General features: G+C 26.3%; 20 protein-coding genes, 1 tRNA gene and 2 pseudogenes. 16 read left to right on the forward strand and 7 right to left on the reverse strand.

Annotation, left to right across the window (positions count from 1 at the left end):
* Positions 1 to 1,304 precede the first annotated feature (1,304 nt).
* A complete protein-coding gene (locus RYM86_RS05785) occupies positions 1,305 to 1,544 on the reverse strand; it encodes a hypothetical protein (protein ID WP_315078584.1) in 240 nt (79 codons plus the stop codon).
* A gap of 181 nt (positions 1,545 to 1,725) precedes the next feature.
* On the opposite strand from RYM86_RS05785, the gene RYM86_RS05790 reads away from it, so the two are divergent.
* The 4 genes from RYM86_RS05790 to RYM86_RS05805 all read left to right on the forward strand — a co-directional run bounded on the left by RYM86_RS05790 (position 1,726) and on the right by RYM86_RS05805 (position 4,283).
* Positions 1,726 to 2,079: a hypothetical protein gene (locus RYM86_RS05790; RefSeq protein WP_315078586.1), complete on the forward strand. Its 354-nt coding sequence runs from the start codon at positions 1,726 to 1,728 to the stop codon at positions 2,077 to 2,079.
* A 163-nt stretch (positions 2,080 to 2,242) separates the two neighbouring features.
* Positions 2,243 to 2,386, forward strand: a complete 144-nt coding sequence (locus RYM86_RS05795) for a hypothetical protein (RefSeq protein ID WP_315078589.1) — start codon at positions 2,243 to 2,245, stop codon at positions 2,384 to 2,386.
* 168 nt (positions 2,387 to 2,554) lie between these two features.
* Positions 2,555 to 2,767: a hypothetical protein gene (locus RYM86_RS05800; RefSeq protein ID WP_315078590.1), complete on the forward strand. Its 213-nt coding sequence runs from the start codon at positions 2,555 to 2,557 to the stop codon at positions 2,765 to 2,767.
* 193 nt (positions 2,768 to 2,960) lie between these two features.
* Positions 2,961 to 4,283 carry an IS1380 family transposase gene (locus tag RYM86_RS05805; RefSeq protein ID WP_315078591.1) on the forward strand — a complete coding sequence of 441 codons (1,323 nt, stop codon included), beginning with the start codon at positions 2,961 to 2,963 and terminating at the stop codon, positions 4,281 to 4,283.
* A 510-nt stretch (positions 4,284 to 4,793) separates the two neighbouring features.
* On the opposite strand, the gene RYM86_RS05810 is transcribed toward RYM86_RS05805, so the two are convergent.
* Positions 4,794 to 4,991: a YvrJ family protein gene (locus tag RYM86_RS05810; protein ID WP_315078593.1), complete on the reverse strand. Its 198-nt coding sequence runs from the start codon at positions 4,989 to 4,991 to the stop codon at positions 4,794 to 4,796.
* A gap of 353 nt (positions 4,992 to 5,344) precedes the next feature.
* Here RYM86_RS05810 and RYM86_RS05815 point away from each other — a divergent pair, with 353 nt between their 5' ends.
* The 3 genes from RYM86_RS05815 (at position 5,345) to RYM86_RS05825 (ending at position 6,707) form a co-directional block, all read left to right on the forward strand.
* Complete coding sequence (locus tag RYM86_RS05815; RefSeq protein WP_315078594.1) at positions 5,345 to 5,470, forward strand: hypothetical protein; 126 nt, start codon at positions 5,345 to 5,347, stop codon at positions 5,468 to 5,470.
* 154 nt (positions 5,471 to 5,624) lie between these two features.
* Complete coding sequence (locus RYM86_RS05820) at positions 5,625 to 6,167, forward strand: SUKH-3 domain-containing protein (RefSeq protein WP_315078595.1); 543 nt, start codon at positions 5,625 to 5,627, stop codon at positions 6,165 to 6,167.
* A 405-nt stretch (positions 6,168 to 6,572) separates the two neighbouring features.
* A complete protein-coding gene (locus tag RYM86_RS05825) occupies positions 6,573 to 6,707 on the forward strand; it encodes a hypothetical protein (protein WP_315078597.1) in 135 nt (44 codons plus the stop codon).
* Positions 6,708 to 7,090: 383 nt separating this feature from the next.
* Here RYM86_RS05825 and RYM86_RS05830 read toward each other — a convergent pair whose 3' ends face one another.
* Entirely contained in the window at positions 7,091 to 7,291 is a 201-nt protein-coding gene (locus RYM86_RS05830; protein WP_315078600.1) for a YvrJ family protein, read from the reverse strand.
* A 377-nt stretch (positions 7,292 to 7,668) separates the two neighbouring features.
* On the opposite strand from RYM86_RS05830, the gene RYM86_RS05835 reads away from it, so the two are divergent.
* A complete protein-coding gene (locus RYM86_RS05835) occupies positions 7,669 to 8,085 on the forward strand; it encodes a type VII toxin-antitoxin system MntA family adenylyltransferase antitoxin (protein ID WP_315078602.1) in 417 nt (138 codons plus the stop codon).
* Positions 8,085 to 8,504 carry a type VII toxin-antitoxin system HepT family RNase toxin gene (locus RYM86_RS05840; RefSeq protein ID WP_315078603.1) on the forward strand — a complete coding sequence of 140 codons (420 nt, stop codon included), beginning with the start codon at positions 8,085 to 8,087 and terminating at the stop codon, positions 8,502 to 8,504. The genes RYM86_RS05835 and RYM86_RS05840 overlap by 1 nt, the downstream gene beginning before the upstream one ends.
* Positions 8,505 to 8,640: 136 nt before the next feature.
* On the opposite strand, the gene RYM86_RS05845 is transcribed toward RYM86_RS05840, so the two are convergent.
* Positions 8,641 to 9,036 carry a hypothetical protein gene (locus RYM86_RS05845; RefSeq protein ID WP_399547332.1) on the reverse strand — a complete coding sequence of 132 codons (396 nt, stop codon included), beginning with the start codon at positions 9,034 to 9,036 and terminating at the stop codon, positions 8,641 to 8,643.
* Positions 9,037 to 9,490: 454 nt separating this feature from the next.
* Here RYM86_RS05845 and RYM86_RS05850 point away from each other — a divergent pair, with 454 nt between their 5' ends.
* From RYM86_RS05850 to RYM86_RS05860, 3 genes are all read left to right on the forward strand, one after another.
* Positions 9,491 to 10,576 (forward strand): plasmid pRiA4b ORF-3 family protein, encoded by a 1,086-nt coding sequence (locus RYM86_RS05850; protein ID WP_315078605.1) that lies wholly within the window; start codon positions 9,491 to 9,493, stop codon positions 10,574 to 10,576.
* A gap of 77 nt (positions 10,577 to 10,653) precedes the next feature.
* Positions 10,654 to 11,241, forward strand: a complete 588-nt coding sequence (locus RYM86_RS05855; protein ID WP_315078607.1) for a filamentation induced by cAMP protein fic — start codon at positions 10,654 to 10,656, stop codon at positions 11,239 to 11,241.
* Positions 11,223 to 11,360: a hypothetical protein gene (locus RYM86_RS05860; protein ID WP_315078608.1), complete on the forward strand. Its 138-nt coding sequence runs from the start codon at positions 11,223 to 11,225 to the stop codon at positions 11,358 to 11,360. The genes RYM86_RS05855 and RYM86_RS05860 overlap by 19 nt, the downstream gene beginning before the upstream one ends.
* A gap of 384 nt (positions 11,361 to 11,744) precedes the next feature.
* On the opposite strand, the gene RYM86_RS05865 is transcribed toward RYM86_RS05860, so the two are convergent.
* Entirely contained in the window at positions 11,745 to 12,140 is a 396-nt protein-coding gene (locus RYM86_RS05865; RefSeq protein ID WP_315078609.1) for a hypothetical protein, read from the reverse strand.
* Positions 12,141 to 12,348: 208 nt separating this feature from the next.
* The gene (locus tag RYM86_RS05870) at positions 12,349 to 13,521 is read right to left on the reverse strand and encodes a dicarboxylate/amino acid:cation symporter (protein WP_315078611.1); all 1,173 of its coding nucleotides are present in this window, start codon (positions 13,519 to 13,521) and stop codon (positions 12,349 to 12,351) included.
* A 728-nt stretch (positions 13,522 to 14,249) separates the two neighbouring features.
* Here RYM86_RS05870 and RYM86_RS05875 point away from each other — a divergent pair.
* From RYM86_RS05875 to RYM86_RS05885, 3 genes are all read left to right on the forward strand, one after another.
* Positions 14,250 to 14,786 (forward strand): YcxB family protein, encoded by a 537-nt coding sequence (locus RYM86_RS05875; RefSeq protein WP_315078613.1) that lies wholly within the window; start codon positions 14,250 to 14,252, stop codon positions 14,784 to 14,786.
* Positions 14,787 to 14,816: 30 nt separating this feature from the next.
* The gene (locus tag RYM86_RS05880) at positions 14,817 to 14,981 is read left to right on the forward strand and encodes a hypothetical protein (RefSeq protein WP_315078614.1); all 165 of its coding nucleotides are present in this window, start codon (positions 14,817 to 14,819) and stop codon (positions 14,979 to 14,981) included.
* Between the two features lie 277 nt (positions 14,982 to 15,258).
* A tRNA-Arg gene (locus RYM86_RS05885) sits at positions 15,259 to 15,335 on the forward strand.
* Positions 15,336 to 15,485: 150 nt separating this feature from the next.
* Here RYM86_RS05885 and RYM86_RS05890 read toward each other — a convergent pair.
* Positions 15,486 to 16,536, reverse strand: a pseudogene (locus RYM86_RS05890) (IS30 family transposase).
* 160 nt (positions 16,537 to 16,696) lie between these two features.
* Between RYM86_RS05890 and RYM86_RS05895 the strand changes: the two are divergent.
* A pseudogene (locus RYM86_RS05895) lies at positions 16,697 to 17,110 on the forward strand (methyl-accepting chemotaxis protein); the annotation flags it as partial.
* Positions 17,111 to 17,143 lie beyond the last annotated feature (33 nt).

The following is a 17,143-nucleotide window of genomic DNA, read 5'->3' on the forward strand; positions in this document are numbered from 1 at the left end:
AAACTTAGTTGGAATTAAACACATTATTCTTTAGGGAATAAAACAACCTAAATATAAATATACCAAACTACTCATACTTCGTTTATGGTATATATATTTAATTGTTATATTCCTTTATACTATATTTAAACATGCAAAGTATAAGAGCTGTGCTAAAGAAGAAGGGCAGGTAAGAACAGATCATATACTGTATAGGTATTCCTCTATGGTCAAGGAAAGGTATGGACAATCTTAATAAAAAGATTAAATGTGAATATAATTTTGTAGTTGGTGATGCTTTTAATTAAGCTAGTCCAACATAGAAAATATAATGAATCAAGGTTGCTTCAAACTTTACTTTTTTTTGCATAAGTTAAAAATGGACAGGCAAAATGCTGGTCCAGTTATTAATTTATGATTATTTTTTATTTAGTTTATTATTGGATTATTTAAGTACTTAGTTATTAACATTTTTTGGAAAAGATAGTTTTTTATGTGGATAATTATGTTTATAAGATTGCATCTGAAGCTTATAAAATATTTTAATTATAAGTTTATAGTAATACTGTTATTGTTATTATAGCTATACCGTATATGTCATTTAATTTATTTATTAAGGGCACCTATTCAATCACCCAAAATAGTACAGGATATTACCTGTATTTCTAAGCATCTATGAGTTTTCCGGCAAGCTCCAACCTCATACATACTAAGAAATCACTAGGATTAATCTAGTCCTATGTTTAGGGTACCCGATTGGGTGCAGAAGATAAAAGACCTTTTGGCTCCGTAAGCTAAAAATTAAAGAAAGGTCATATATCTTCTTAACATTCCAGGTATAAGTGCTGTAGCTAAAGAAGAGGTTCAAGGAGTGCAGCACCTATACCATTAAACATAATCTTCTGAGTATTCGATAAAGCTTGATTAATTTTGATGCACAATATTAACCAACCTTTACCACCACTAAATGTATTATTATTTTTAATAATCTAAGTTTTAATATTTATTCTTTAAAGGCCGCACTTGATAAAATCCGATAAATTGATAGCACTAAATTTAACGTATTTTAACCAGTGCTATCATGTACTAATACTACCCCGACCGCCACCCCTAAATTATCTTTTCTTTTATCATTTTCTCTGTTTTGCAAACCAAGATTATATCATAAAAAAAGTTAATAATGTCAAGAAGCAAGGCTACTTAAGCAGATTGACATTATTAATTTTTTATGAGGTTTTTTCTTTAGGCAAAACAACACCTAAAGCTTGTTCTATAATTAAGTTGTTAATTTTACAGTGATTAAGTATTATATAAGTCTCATGAAATTAGTTCCATTTAGCTTTATAAAAAAGATTAAATTTCACAATTGAGTTATTCAATTGACCATTCACAGTATAATAAACATTATAAATTTCATCTCTTTGAGTTAATCGTTCTATATTATCTATTTGTCCACCTAAATCATTTATATGCCTATATATCTTTTTTTTACAGATTATAGGTCTCCATACTTTTTCATATAACAATAAAAGAATAATAACAAAAACTATCCATAATGATCTCATAAAATACTCCTTTAATGGTTCATAATATTCACTATTACATATTAATTTATTTACTTATTATACCATATTGTTTTGTGATATTTATTCTGTGATATGTATAGAAAATATTAATAATGGAAATAATATTAATAGGGAAAATTATTAAAAGGGAATTTACTATTTGAAAGGAAGTATTGAGAAAATGAGATTTAATTTAGAAACATCAAAATTATTGTATGAGGTGAGATTTCAAAGTTTAAATTCAAAGGAAAACTATACATATGAGCAATTATATAAAAATATAAATGGAGAATATTTTATACATTTTATAGGTGGAAAATATAGCGAATATGCAGTTAAAATTTCTTATAAAAGTTATGTTGGAAGAGAAGGTAATTATTTTATAGATGAAAGTGAAATTAATTTATGGATGAGAATTTCAAACCGTATGAAAGAAGAATATTCTAATGAGTTTATAATAATAGATTGGGAAAAAGAAGAAGAGGAATCTTTAGTATGGGAACCGTATATATTATTAGAAGAATTACCATTCTAGTACATAAATAAGGACCATTAAGAAAATAACTCCTAATAATCCACATTAGTTAAACTATAAAAATGAAACAATATTATGATAAAATAAAGAATATTTAAGGACAAGCCATAGAATAGATTTGCAAGGAGAAATAACATTGTTAGAAAATATACTTTAAACTAAAATGATTAAACAAATGAAAATTGATATTAAAAAAGGAATAGTGTCAGGAGCACAAGTTATTTTGGATAAAGATAAAAATATTATTTATTTTGTTGTTCATTTACATTGTAATCATGATGGTAAATTAGAGGCATATGTAAGGTAAAAACAATGTGATATTGATTGGAAAGTATCAAGTTAAAGATTAAGTGTTATGTAAATTTAACGTAGAAAGTAATAAAAAGTGTTCTTTGAAAATAGAATAATGTGATATAATTAAGTTTAAATGGTAATATATGACTATAACTTATCATTCAAGAAAGGATTATATATTATGTTTAATAAAAGCACCAACAATAGAAAGTCATTAAATAATACTATTGTAAACATAGTTATTTCCATTTTGTGGGTTGCATTAATCTGTACAATAATTAGTTCAATTATAATATGGGAAAAGACAAGTGATTTGGTGTATATTATATCAGGCGTTCTTGGCACACTAGGAATTTTATTCAATATATATCTTTTATCAAAAGAAAAATCATGAAAAAGTGAACGATAGCCATAAATATTATAACCTGAATTATTCATATAAAAAGAAAAACCATGCATAGCATGGCTCGATAGCTAGTTTTATGTAAATTAAGAATTTCATCTAAAAAGTGAAAAAAATATAGAAAAAGAGACTCAAATTTGTTATGGTTAATTTGCGAAAAACACTTAACAAAGGAGAATCTCATATGGGTATTTTATTAGAAAAAGGACTAAATTTCAATAGAAAAGTTAAAATTAATTTTGAAGGTGGAGATTTAACTTCAGATTCAGGTATTCTTTTATATAAAGAATTTGATGAAAAGATTGGTTTTAGCAAAGCAATAAATGAAAATTTTAAAGTTAAAGATATTGCTAAATTTAGAATTCATTCTAATTTAGATATTGTTATTCAAAAGATATATCAGCATATAGCAGGCTATCATACAGATGATAATGCAGATGAATTGACTATCGACCCTGCTTTTAAAGCAGTTCTCGGTAAATGTAATTTAGCATCTCAACCCACACTTTCTAGATTTAATTCTAGATTAGATATGGACAATGTAAAGCAATACCAGCATATCAATGAAATATTGATAGATAAGGTTTATTCAGTTGAAATTCCAAATCAAATACTGATAGATTTAGATTTAACTAATTGTGCAACTTATGGTAATCAATATGGTTCAAATTATAATTTTCATTATTCTACAAATGGATTCCATCCATTAGTCGCATTTGATGGATTAACAGGTGATTTTTTTAAAGCTGAACTTAGAGCTGGAAATGTGTATACTTCACGACAGGTTACTCGATTTTTAGGACCATTACTCAATAGATATTCTAAAAAATATCCATCAATAACTAGGTTTGTACGTGCTGATAGCGGCTTTGCTACGCCAGAATTATATAAACTTATTGAAGATAACAAAGGATTTTATGCAATAAGATTAAAAGCGTATAATACGCTCTATAAAAAAGCAGCTCATATAACAACAAGAATGGAATTGGCTTGTAAAGATAATGTTTATGACTATAAAGTTATTTATAGTGAAATTAAATATAAAGCATCTAAATGGGATAAAGAACGTAGAGTTATTGTTAAAATCGAAAAGCCTGAAGGGCAAATGTGTTACAACTATACATTCGTAGTTACGAACATAATATCTACCCCTAAATCTATAATAATGTTTTATTCTAATAGAGGAACTATGGAGAATTTTATCAAAGAGAGTAAAAATGGCTTCGCCTTCGACTCACTAAGTAGCACTGATTATATTGCTAATGCAAATAAACTGCAATTATCAATGCTTGCTTATAATTTTAATAATTGGTTTAGAAGATTAGCTTTATCAAAAAATATGAAATCAAATAGAATGGAAACTATAAGATTAAAACTGATCAAAATAGCAGGTAAAATTATTAATAGTTCAAGATATCTAAAATTTAAACTATGTAGTAGTTGTCCATATAAAAATGAGTTTTGGGATACACTAACTAGAATTAATAATATTGCTATTTCGCCGTAAGCGTTAGCAAAATTGAATAAAATTAAAATATTAGTAAGCTTTTAAAAGTCTATTATAAAGTTCTTGGATTAATTATATCTAAAAATATAGTTTTAAAGTAAAAAATAACACCAAATCTATTTCAAAAGGAAAATACTTGTAAAATCCTATTGAAATTAATTCGGTGAATAATTCAGGTATAATTAATAAGAAGACTAAGTAAGCTACTAATTTAACATTTATATTAAATGAATGAACAAAAATAAGTAACAGATTGAAATATCACATTATTTTAGTAGTGTGATATTTTTTATACAATACTACAAAATTATGAATAAAATTATTAAACATAAGGACAAGCTATAAATGTAATTTTGGCAACCACTTGTGCATAATCTAAAATAAAAATACTCAAACTGCATAAGAGCTTTGACCTCTTGAATATTATTATTTTTAGATGATACAATATTAGTCCGAAATGACCATGCAAAAAGGCAATAAACATGAAAAATTATGTTTATCGCCTTATTTTTATGCAACATTATTAGAATTATCATTAGATTTAGCATCAAGAGCAATTCCAAGTTTAGCACTTATTATGGTATTTAATTTATTAATTGAAGCACTTAAAGAGTTTAGTTGCTTTTCTAGTCGTATAAGTAGATATGCACTTACTGCTACTGGAAAGCCAACATTACCAATAAGGCTTACTAATTCATTAATATCCATGAAGTTCATCTCCTACATAGAATATATGAATTTAGAGACAATATTTCATTGATGTGTGAAATTAAGGGTTATTTATAGAAATAAAAATGAAAAAGTTGAGAGATAGAAGTAGTTGAGAGTGGAATGATAGAGGTAGTTAAGAATTAAGAATGGATAGTGGGGGGAGGAGAAAATTCCTTTGGAGGAATTTTTTAAAATATGTTTTTTAGAAAAGATGAGATTTTCAACTATCCACTTTTAACTAAAAAATATGGCATAGCCAGTTTTTTATTAAGTTTATAAAATAAATAATATAGGTTATAAGGGAAAATTATTAAAAGGGAATTTTAATTTAGAAGGGAAGTATTGAGAAAATGAGATTTAATCTAGAAACATCAAAATTATTATATGAAGTGAGATACAAAAGCTTAACTTCAAAAGAAGAAGAGGAATCTTTAGTGTGGGAACCTTATATTCCAATAGAAGAGTTACCTTTTTAATATATTAAGATTTATAGGAGTTATATCTCCTAAAGGTTTATATAATTCATAATATTACATAGTGAGAATCAAATATATAGAATTACATAATATGGTATAATGAAATGGAGATTATTGATAATAAATTATTAAGGAATAAAAAGGTGTAAAAATAATGAAGAATAGCAGAATACTTATGGAGAAACAAGCTATTAAGATATTAGAAAAAGCTGGATGGTATGAAAATAGAAAAAATGATATATCACAATTTGCAAAAAGTTGTAAAGAAAATAATATAAATTTATTTAAAAGTGCCAAAGAATTTTTAGAAGAGTTTTCTGATTTAAAAAGAGGCGTTTCATTTTATGTAATGGATGATAAAAAAAATATTTTGTCAAAAAAGTCATTTAGTTTTCTATTTTTTACTAACCGTTTATGCATTGATAAAAATTTTAGAGAAATAGTTTATCCAATTTCTGATAAAGAAAATGAATGGGCTAAATTAATTAGCAGATGTACGGATGAGGATTATATTTGTGTTGGAGATTCGGGAATATATTATCAAGCTAAAATTTTTATGGGTATTTCAGGAAAACTATATTGTTTACATGACTATGATGATGACGTATTAATTTTTAATAATTTTCTTGAATTTATGATATACGAATTACATGATATGGTTATAGATTTAAATAATTTACATGCACCTAAGTGGTGATGAATTAAAGGAGGAAATATGAAATGATTATCAACGAGGGCATGAAAGTATATTTAGAGAAATTGAAAGAACAAAAACTAAAAAAATTTAATAGATTTATTAGAGTTTAAAAAAGAAATTTCGCCTACTATTTATAAAAGGATAAATAGTAGAGGAGAACCATACTATTGTATAAATAATTTTTGTGGATTTAATACTAAGTCTTTATGCGAATATTCAGGAAAGGAATTAACTGATTATGAATTTGATGGGAATGAAATTTATATTTGTTTTGAAGATAGTAATGATATTTTAGCTGTTTTAAATGTTGCATTAATTGCAATAGAATGTTGGAAATATATCTTAAATGATAAATTTCCGAATGAGAATTTTGATATATTAATGTCTTTAGATGAGGGGAACGAATTGGGAGTTGAACCATCAGCTACATTACGTTTATATGCAATTCGTGATGGTTATCATTTTTTTGCGTATGATGAGATAGAAGAGTGTATAGGTCCTATTTTGATAGAACCTCTGCACTCTTCTATAGATAGCTAAATAAATGTATACTACAAATAATTATAAAGGTATTAAAGAAAAAATTGTTGTATAAGGAACAATTGTTAGATAGTTAAGGGGGTACCGTTATAATCCAAACTAGCTAAAAGAAAATTTAAATATATTTGATCAAATTATAATTCGAATTTACTGATATATTTCATTCGCAATAACTAAATTATAAATAAAACTATCAAACATAAGGACAAGTTATAGACGTGATTTTGGCAACCACTTGTGCATAATCTGAAATAAAAATATTCAAACTGCTTAAGAGCTTTGACCACTTGAATATTGTTATTTTTAGGTGATATAATATTGGTCCAAAATGACCATGTTAAAAGGCAATAAACATTAAAGAAATTATGTTTATTGCCTTATTTTTATGCAACATTATTAGAATTATCATTAGATTTGGTAGTATCAATAGCAACTCCAAGTTTAGCACTTATTATGGTATTTAATTTATTAATTGAAGCACTTAAAGAGTTTAGTTTCTTTTCTAGTCTTATAAGTAGATATGCACTTACAGCTACTGGACAGCCAACATTACCAATAAGGCTTACTAATTCATTAATATCCATTAAGATCATCTCCCACATAGAGAATATATGGACTTAGAGATAATATTTTATCTATGTGTGAAATTAAGATTTATAACAGAGATAAAAATGAAAAAGTTGAGATTTGAGAATGGAAAGTTGAGAGATAGAAGTAGTTGAGCGTTGAGAGTGAAGAGTTTAGGAGAAAATTTCTTTGTGGAATTTTTAAAAATATATTTTATTAGAAAAGCTGAGCGTTTCAACTGTAACTCTCAATTCTCATCTGTCAACTTTCCACTAAAAAGCAGAGGGTAGTATGTTTTCATTTAGTTTATAAAATAAATAATATAGGTTATAATTGAAATAATAGAGATTTTGTTAATATAGAAATTTATTTTGAAGCTTAAAGGGGTGAAGTGATGATTAATATAGATAATAAGATAAATGATTTAAAGAATTATTTTAAATCTAATGATAATATAGTGGCAGCATGGTTTACTGGATCTTATGGAACAGAATATGAAAGAGAAGACAGTGATATTGATATTGCTTTATTACTTGAAAAGTCAATTGGTATTATGGAAGAAATGGATATATCATGTAGAATTAGTGAAATCCTTGATTTTGATAATATTGATACTATTAATCTTTTATCTGCACCTATAACATTAAAATTTAAGGTCATAGATGAGGGTAGAAGCATTTATGAAAAAGATTATTATAAAGTTTGTGATTTTATGGAAGAAGTTTTCAATAGATATAGAGATGAAAAATATTATTTAGATAGATTTATGAAGGATTTTTATGAAAGTTATGGAGTTAGGAGAAATGCATAATGGAATTTGATAAAAATAAAATAGACCAAAAGTTATTGTTTATGGATACTTGCCTAAATAAATTGAAGAAATTAAGAGACTTTGATAAACGTATATTTATAGATGATTTTACAAAGGTTGATAGTGCTAAATATTTGTTACAAGTAAGTATAGAAGCAATGTTAGATATATCTAGTCATCTAATTGCTAGGAATAGATGGGGAAGACCAAAGGATAATAAGGAACACTTTCAAATATTATTTGATAATGGAATAATATTTGAAAAAGATGTATTAATATATTTTAATATGGCTAAGTTTAGAAATAGAATAGTGCATATGTATTTTGATATTAGTGATGAGATGATATATGATATTGTTCAAAATAATATTGATGATTTTGAACGATTTATTGGTAATATTGCAAAGAATGTTATATAAAATAATTTATAGTTAAATGGCTTTACAATAAACTAAAAATGAGAGTTAAATTAATGTTTTAACTCTCATTTTTAGTTTTTTTTAATTACCATTATCTTCATTTATTATATGGTCATGGTAATAAGCTATAGCAATATCAACAATAGTGCTTACACAAACATTTATATCTGGGTGAATACTTTATTAATTCATTTATTTTTCTTACAGTAGATTTTCGTAAAGTATAACTTATTTTTATATTAGCTATTTCTCCATCAATAGGTGGTGCAGCTCCATTAGCTATAGGTGTACTTCTATTATCAAATAATAGAGTATTGGAACTAGTGTTATTATTAGTTTTATTAATAGGATTAATGTTATTAGGTTTTGATTTTATTGTTTCATTAACCTCTTCTTTAGTTTCTATTAATGAGTTATTATCTTCAATATTTTTATTTTCCGGTGCTGGATTATCTTCTATTGAAAATAATTGAATAGAGTTTTTACCAGTTGGAATGTAATCTGTAAAGCCACACTCTCCACTAAAAAACATAGTGTAGCATGTTTTTTATTAAGTTTATAAAATAAATAATATAGGTTATAATTGAAATAATAGAGATTTTGTTTTTAGATAGATTTATGAAGGATTTTTATGAAAGTTATGGAGTTAGGAGAAATGCATTAAACCGTCTAATAAATACTATTTTGAACGAGATATGCCGTGGTACCACCATTCAAATTAAGCAAGGAAAACATATTTAAATATATCTTGCCTATACAAGCGAAGCTGTATATAAAAAGCATCGTTTAAACTCTTGTTGTGCCTTCAAACGCTTAGCATGTAGAATATAGGACTCAATTGCAACCTAAGGAAATACTTCAAGGAAAACTTCATGCAGCTATTGAAAGATCTAGGGAAAAGTTGAATTAAAAGAAATTGAATAGTAATTATGAAAAGAAATGAACTTTTCATTACTATCCTTTAATAGAATAAGTAGGTGTTACATATGAATATAGGATTAACTAAAAAACTAATAGACACACTAAAAATAAAAGCAGAAATAAATAAGGTGGAAAAAGACTTATTTACATGGACTGCTAACTTAATTACTTTAAGTAGAAGAAAAGTAGTTATAGTAGTAAATGATTATAGCAGATATGGTTTTGTTTTATATGGATTGAAAGCAAAAGACTTTGCTAATTTAGAGGAGATTATTATAAATGGTATAAAAACATCCTTGGAAATGATAAATATAAAAGATGAAATTGTTTCAAAATATATAGAGGAAGCAGGAAAAATTACTTATACAAAAACAAAGGGACCTAAATATGTAAGCAGAATTGTGAAAGCTTGTGAAATGGTACCTTTTTTTCAGCAGCTGTTAAATCCAAATGAGATTTATCAATATTGTATATCTAGAAAAATGAACAATGATATTATAAAAGTAGATAAGGATAATTACAAAGATCCAAAAGAGCTAATGGTAAAGGCTTTAGAAGAAATTTATGGAGAAGATATAATAGAGTGTGAAGTAGCAGAATTAGTAATAAGTTTAGATTTAGGTTATTATAAGGCAATTCGTAATTTAGTAACTCCTATAAATATTACATTTAATGATTTACATAGAATTATTCAAGATTTATATGAATGGAAAAGCTATCATTTAAATGAATTTTTAATATATGATTCAAAAGGTAAGTGCATACTTAATGTAATAACAGAGCATGAGGAAGTAGTGGATGGGTTAAGTGATGTTCCAATAAAATATGAATCTGAAGTTAATATTGGTGATTATATCAAAGGAAAAAATAAGATAATATATTATTATGATTATGGTGATGGTTGGAAGCATCAGATTAAAGTTAGAAAAATAATAACTAGTTATAATAAAAATTATCCTATTTGTACAAAAGCTTCAGGTGAAGCACCACCAGAAGATGTTGGAGGAGTACCGGGGTTTATGGATTTTTATGATATAATGAAGAACTCAAATCATCCAGAATATGATTTTTATTATCAATGGGCTAGGGGAAATGGATATGGTGAGATGGATATAAATTATATTAATATGAGGCTACATGGAATTTTGTAAGAGTATAAATTGTAAAAATTGGTTATTGTAAATTAATAATATTAACTAAAAAGTTATTACCGGATATGGTTTTTAATATGGCTAGTTTAGAGGGAAATCCTTTTACATATCCAGAAGTACAAACTCTTTTAGAAGGAATAACTATTGGTGGTCATAAACTAAGTGATGAACAACAAGTTTTAAGAATAAGAGATGGTTGGAATTTTATTTTTGAGAGTGTTAATAAAGATAAAATAAATATAAGCAAAGAGTTATTTAATTCTTTAAATGGAATTGTAGCTAAGGATGAAGCTTTAATAAGTGGAAGTTTTAGAACTGGGCAGGTTAGAATTGGTGGCACAGACTTTATTCCACCAAAAGCAGAAGAATTAGAAAATATTTTTCAGCAAGAATTACCAATATTAATAGAAAGAAGTCAAAGCAGCATTGATTTAACTTTTGATATATTTCTTTGGGGTGCTTTAAATCAGTTTTATTATGATGGAAATAAGAGAACATCAAGACTTGTATCAAATCTAATGTTAATATTTAACGGCCAAGGTGTATTCAATGTTAAAGTAAAAAACAGATTAGAATTTAATACTTTGATGGTTGATTTTTATAATAATCATGATGGGGATAAGATTTTTGAATTCTTTTATGAATATTGTTTAGAAAGATATTAAATGTAGACAGGGAATTAGCAAAAAAGTTTACTCCTCCTACTTGGTTTGGAAAAGATGTGACTAATGATAAATCATACAAAATGAAAAATTATTGGAAAAGGACAAGATTAGATACTTAGCAATATTTATAAAAAAAAATATATACTGAATTTTAAAAATCTAAAATTCTTAAGAAGAAAAGAATTTTAGATTTTTAGAATAAATAAATTTTAGAATTTAAGAACTTAAGAACTTAAGAATTTGCTTATAAGATGCGGGCTAGAGATAGTTGGATGTACAAATTAACAGCAGTAGTGTAGCATACTCTTTTATTATTTACTTTTTACTGAAAATTTATTTAAAATCAATATATAAATAATGCAATATATTATAACCAATATAAAAATTCCAGAGATAATAAGATCTTGTTAGATAGTAAATTTAAAAGTTAATAGTATAAGAACATAATGTGTATTGTAAAAATTTACAATACACATTATGTTCTTATATCTTATATAAAATTGTTAATAAATTTTTTTATAAAACCTTCTTTTTAAGACATACTCTACAGTTACAAATACAGCAATTAATATGAAAAGTTCAACTTCTAATAAAATAATACTTGTATCATAAATATCTGATTTATTTAATATTAACAGTATTATAGTAAGTAGTAATGTGCATACTCCGGAAATACTCCATATTAAACCGCATTTTTTATTAGCTGAAGCTAATGTGCTTGTACTTTTAGAAAGACTAATCTTTTTATCATCTGAAAAACCTGAAAAAATCATTGCCATAGGTACGATCAAATCTAAAATTTTATCTATCTTCTTATACAAATTGCATTTGTATAAAAATCCTATGAAAATCATTATTATAGGAATAAGTATATTGCAAATTAATGCTAATAGATTCATAGTAAAACCTCCATGTATTATAATAATGCAGTTGTTTATTAATTTTATATATTTACATTATATACCATTTACAGAAGAGGAAACAAGTGTGCTTAGTATAAAGAGTAGTAATTAGAAAAATAAACCCAAGGAAAAATATATTGAACTGCCCCCTGTCTACTTGACAAGGGGCAGTTCATTTTACCTTTGGGAGTTATTTAGTATTTTATTAAGATGTTTCACAATTATTTTTACATTTTACTCTTGTAAGCATTAACGCAATGGCACCATCACCAGTTACATTACATGCTGTACCAAAACTGTCTTGAAGTGCAAATATAGTTAATATAAGTGCTGTTCCAGCTTCAGTAAATCCAAGTACACCTGTAATAAGTCCTAATGAAGCCATAACAGTTCCTCCAGGGACACCAGGCGCTCCAATTGCAAATATTCCAAGTAACACTATAAATAAAATCATAGTTGAAAGATTAGGTAACTTTCCATATAAAAGTTGTGAAACTGTCATTACAAAGAATACTTCTGTTAAAACTGATCCACATAAATGTATGTTTGCACATAAAGGTATAGCAAAATCTGTAATATCTTTTCTTAAAACTTTAGATTTTTTAGCACATTTTAATGCAACAGGCAATGTTGCTGCACTTGACATTGTACCAACAGCAGTAAGATAAGCTGGTCCATAATTTTTAGCAACTTCCCAAGGATTCTCTTTTGACACTATTCCAGCAATTGAATATAGAACAGTAAGCCAAATAAAGTGGCCGATAATTACTATAATTATAACTTTAAAGAAAATAGGTAATTGCTTGCTTATACCACCTTCATAAGCTAAACATGCAAAATTTGTAGCAATAAATACAGGTAGTATAGGAATTATAACTCTTTCAACAATACTTAATATTATATTTTGAAATTGTTCCAATAATTTCTCAACTAAATCAGATTTAGTCCATGCTGTTGCTAGTCCTAAGAATAATGCTAGGACTAATGCGCTCATAACACTCATTATTGGTGGTATATCAAGTTTGAAAAGTAAGTCTGGCAATTCTTTTGTTACAGTATTATTAGAAATTATTGATAATCTAGGTATTATATTATATCCTGCAAACATAGAAAAAAGTGCTGCAAATACAGATGATGAATATGCTATTAATACTGCATAACTTAGTAATTTACTAGCATTTCCTTTAAGTTTTGCAATGGATGGCGCAATAAAACCTAATATAATTAATGGTATTGAAAAGAATATTATTTGTCCAAGCACGTACTTAATAGTAGATATAATTTGAATAAAATTATTATTAGAATAAGTTCCTATTAACACACCTATTAGTACAGCTATAATTAGTTTGAAAATAAAGTTGTTAAAAAGTTTTTTCATTGTAAAATCCCCCTTTTTAATAATTGTGTATACAAAAAAACTCCTGCCTCTTAATTACAGAGGCAGAAGTTATATACTCCGCGGTTCCACTCTGTTTATATGTATAATTAAATACATACAACTCGTCTTTAATAGATACAAACATATCTTAACACTGTAACGGGTGTTAACCGATTTTTTCTACTTAGCTTTAGCCTTTGGAAAAAATAGCTCATAGATGCACTCATGATAAATTACTTTAAAGTCTTTTTCAGCAAATAAGACTCTCTCTGCATAAAATATAAATATCTACTTTTCTAATCGTTGCTTTTAATTCGTATCGTTTTACTATGATATATAGTATAAACAATTTTATTTCACTAGTCAATACTATTAGGCATATTTTTCTTTTTAATAAGTATGTAGACTTTAAATTAATAGAATATTATTCAAAAATGAAAATGATTTATAAATTACAGGCTGACTATGAGAAAATTAATGTGATTTGGGGTTGAAATTTATTTAGAAAAAACTAATACGTAAAACTACTTTTATATCGTATAGGAAAAATAAAACTTAACAGGTAAAAATTAAATAAAAACCTTGAAATTTGAAAAATAATCTTTTAACATGTAATAGTGCGCAATAATTATAGAAGTACTTCATATTTGTGATTAATTTAAATCTAAGAATTATAATAATAAAATTTATTTTATTGTTAAATTTTTATGATTATATATGGAGGTAAAATGAAATTAGAATTTAGTATAGAGGAAGAGGATTACATTAATTTTAATATGTACTATATAGATAATTCTAAAACTTTAAAACAACCAATGTATATTTTTAGATTCATTCTGCCTATAATAATATCTTTCGTAATGGTTTATATTATGAATAAAATTGTAAGGTATCATGTAATAGTTTTAGTAATATTTTATTTTTTAATATATTTTGCATGGGTATATTTTTTTGAAAAAAGTTTTATTAAAACTACAAGAAAACGTATTAAAAAAATTTTAAGTGAAGGAAAAAATAAAGGCCTGTTAGGTAAGAGAACTTTTGAGTTAAATCATAATTGTATAAAAGACAGTAATGAGTATAGCACTCAAATTGTAAATATAAATGCTTTAGAAAAAATTTTTATAACGGATGAATATGTATTTTTTTACATAAGTTCAATTTCAGCGTTTATTGTTCCTTTAAGAATATTTGAAAGTAATGAAGAAAAAGAAGAGTTTAAAAATTATGTAAATTCTATAAAGAAGAGTCTGCAATGTGAATAAGAATGTTTATATATAAGGAGAGAATGAGAAATGGATACAATATATACTTTGCAAGATTTAGAAAGCAAATTGAATTTAAAATTTCCTAAAAAATTTTATGATATATACGAAATTGGAGCAATGGAATGGCTTAAGCATTCATATAAATGGGTTAATGAAAAAATAAAAATATTTCTGAAATTAAATCAAAAATAGATGAATTAGATTCACCTAAAACATTAGAGTATTTGATTAATGTATAGCATTGGTATAGGTTTTTAATTTATAATTATAAATTAATATCTTTAAAAAATTAAAGTAAAAAATAGAAATAGATTAATAATTAGAGGCTATTTTGCATTTCTAAAATATTTTCTTATATATTCAAAAAATAGTGTTGACAATTTATATATATATAACATATAATAGATAAACAAACGATTTATAGATGCTTTATATAAGGTATTGATATAAATACTGATATTTTAAATATGCGTTTTTAGCTCAGCTGGATAGAGCAACGCCCTTCTAAGGCGTGGGCCAGGGGTTCGAATCCCTTAAGACGCACCATTTCGATTCGGTAAGAAAATTATAGAAACAGTAGTTAGTTTTATTTTTACACAAAACTAACTACTGTTTCTTTTTGTACTTTTATATTATTACAAATTGCAATAACAAATTGAACTAATTTGTATTTATGACTTAAATGCTTAAATTTACTTAGATTGAATATATATCATCTAAGTGTATCTCAAATAGCTCTTCTGGAGTTTTATAGTTAAGTATTCTCCTTGGAAGAGTATTCATCCAATCCTCTATAAATGCAATGTCATCTGAACTATAATCTGACATACGCTTTCCCTTTGGGATAAAGCGGCGTATTAAACCATTGTGACGTTCATTAGTACCTTTTTCAAATGAGGAATATGGATGAGTGAAATATACCTTTGTGTCTGTTTCTGATTCTAATGTGGATAAGTCAGCGAATTCAGAGCCATTATCACCTGTTATGGTTTTGAAAACTTTACTAAACTGTTTATCGTATATGTTGCGGAGGTTATTAAGTGCTTCCGTAACTGCTTCAGCAGTCTTTGATGCAATTTTATGAATGATGGCATTCCTAGTTTTACGCTCAAGAATAGTTAGAAGAACACAGTCATTGTTGGATTTTTTACCAACAACAGTGTCTATTTCCCAATGACCAAATTCTTCACGATCATTGATATTACTTGGACGTTCAACAATACTTTTGCCTAGCTTTTTCTTATGCTTCTTTACCCTTGCTGGCTTAGTATTTCTACGCAGCTTCATTGGTAGATCTGCATTAATAACAGCTAGTAAGCCAAGATCAATATAATTGTATAAAGTTTTAGTGCAAACTATTTGAGAACGTTCAAACTTGCCAGTGGCAAGGGCGTTGCCTACGCAAGCATCTGGAGACCATAAATCATTTTTTATCTTATCAACAGCGTAATTGATGAAATCACTACAGTCCAGACGTTTAAATGTACAACAAGAAGTTTTACGGTTATTTTTATAAATAACCTCGCCAGTATCTGCAAGATACACTTTAACGCAGTTTCCTTGCTTAATCTGTATAGTTGTACCACGACGTATCTCATTTAAAATAGTATTTATTGGACGGATTTAGCTCTTTAGCTATTTTATATGCTGAAAATCCATCATTAAGGCGAAGCTCAATAGTCATACGCTCCTTGAAATTCAAGTGTTTATTTTTACGTGATTCTGTGTTATGATTTTGATGATCCATAGTGATTATCCTCCGTGTTGAATTTTGTTTAGCGATTAAATCATAACACAGATAATCCACTATGGATTTTTTATTAGTTCAATTTCATTTTACAATTAGTCACTTTTATATTATTATAAATATTTAAGATATTTTACATTTAAATAAAAAATTTTGAATTATAGACAGTATAGCAAAACAAAAAAATCTTTTAGCACTTAATGCTGCTATAGAAGCAACAAGAGCTGGAGAAGCTGGAAAAGGATTCTCAGTTGTTGCAGAAGAAATTAGAAAGCTTGCGGAAGAAAGTTCAGAGGCAGTTAAAAATACTACTGAATTAATTGAAAGCTCTATAGAATCGTTGGAAAAAGGTAAAATAATTGCAGATACTACAGCAATTTCATTAAAAGAAGTTGTTGAACATACTAAAGAAGCAGTAGAATTAGTTGATAACATAACCAAATTATCTGAAGAACAATCTATATCAATAGAGCAAATATATGTTGGAATAGATCAAATAGCAGATGTAGTTCAATCAAATTCTGCAATAGCAGAAGAAAGTGCAGAACTATCAGCTCAAGCAGAAACATTATAAGAAATGATTAATAAATTTAAATTAAGATAAAAA

Origin of the sequence: uncultured Clostridium sp., assembly GCF_963527835.1 — a bacterium.
Lineage (GTDB): Bacteria > Bacillota > Clostridia > Clostridiales > Clostridiaceae > Clostridium.

Bases quoted from the DNA above. Each gene is read 5' to 3' on its own strand.
- RYM86_RS05820 (WP_315078595.1), top strand. From the start codon at position 5,625: ATGAAGAATAGCAGAATACTTATGGAGAAACAAGCTATTAAGATATTA.
- RYM86_RS05855 (WP_315078607.1), top strand. From the start codon at position 10,654: ATGGCTAGTTTAGAGGGAAATCCTTTTACATATCCAGAAGTACAAACT.
- RYM86_RS05875 (WP_315078613.1), top strand. From the start codon at position 14,250: ATGAAATTAGAATTTAGTATAGAGGAAGAGGATTACATTAATTTTAAT.
- RYM86_RS05785 (WP_315078584.1), bottom strand. From the start codon at position 1,544: ATGAGATCATTATGGATAGTTTTTGTTATTATTCTTTTATTGTTATAT.
- RYM86_RS05845 (WP_399547332.1), bottom strand. From the start codon at position 9,036: ATGTTTTTTAGTGGAGAGTGTGGCTTTACAGATTACATTCCAACTGGT.
- RYM86_RS05850 (WP_315078605.1), top strand. From the start codon at position 9,491: ATGAATATAGGATTAACTAAAAAACTAATAGACACACTAAAAATAAAA.
- RYM86_RS05815 (WP_315078594.1), top strand. From the start codon at position 5,345: ATGAGATTTAATCTAGAAACATCAAAATTATTATATGAAGTGAGATAC.
- RYM86_RS05790 (WP_315078586.1), top strand. From the start codon at position 1,726: ATGAGATTTAATTTAGAAACATCAAAATTATTGTATGAGGTGAGATTT.
- RYM86_RS05805 (WP_315078591.1), top strand. From the start codon at position 2,961: ATGGGTATTTTATTAGAAAAAGGACTAAATTTCAATAGAAAAGTTAAA.
- RYM86_RS05835 (WP_315078602.1), top strand. From the start codon at position 7,669: ATGATTAATATAGATAATAAGATAAATGATTTAAAGAATTATTTTAAA.
- RYM86_RS05830 (WP_315078600.1), bottom strand. From the start codon at position 7,291: ATGGATATTAATGAATTAGTAAGCCTTATTGGTAATGTTGGCTGTCCA.
- RYM86_RS05810 (WP_315078593.1), bottom strand. From the start codon at position 4,991: ATGGATATTAATGAATTAGTAAGCCTTATTGGTAATGTTGGCTTTCCA.
- RYM86_RS05840 (WP_315078603.1), top strand. From the start codon at position 8,085: ATGGAATTTGATAAAAATAAAATAGACCAAAAGTTATTGTTTATGGAT.
- RYM86_RS05865 (WP_315078609.1), bottom strand. From the start codon at position 12,140: ATGAATCTATTAGCATTAATTTGCAATATACTTATTCCTATAATAATG.
- RYM86_RS05880 (WP_315078614.1), top strand. From the start codon at position 14,817: ATGGATACAATATATACTTTGCAAGATTTAGAAAGCAAATTGAATTTA.
- RYM86_RS05870 (WP_315078611.1), bottom strand. From the start codon at position 13,521: ATGAAAAAACTTTTTAACAACTTTATTTTCAAACTAATTATAGCTGTA.
- RYM86_RS05795 (WP_315078589.1), top strand. From the start codon at position 2,243: ATGATTAAACAAATGAAAATTGATATTAAAAAAGGAATAGTGTCAGGA.
- RYM86_RS05800 (WP_315078590.1), top strand. From the start codon at position 2,555: ATGTTTAATAAAAGCACCAACAATAGAAAGTCATTAAATAATACTATT.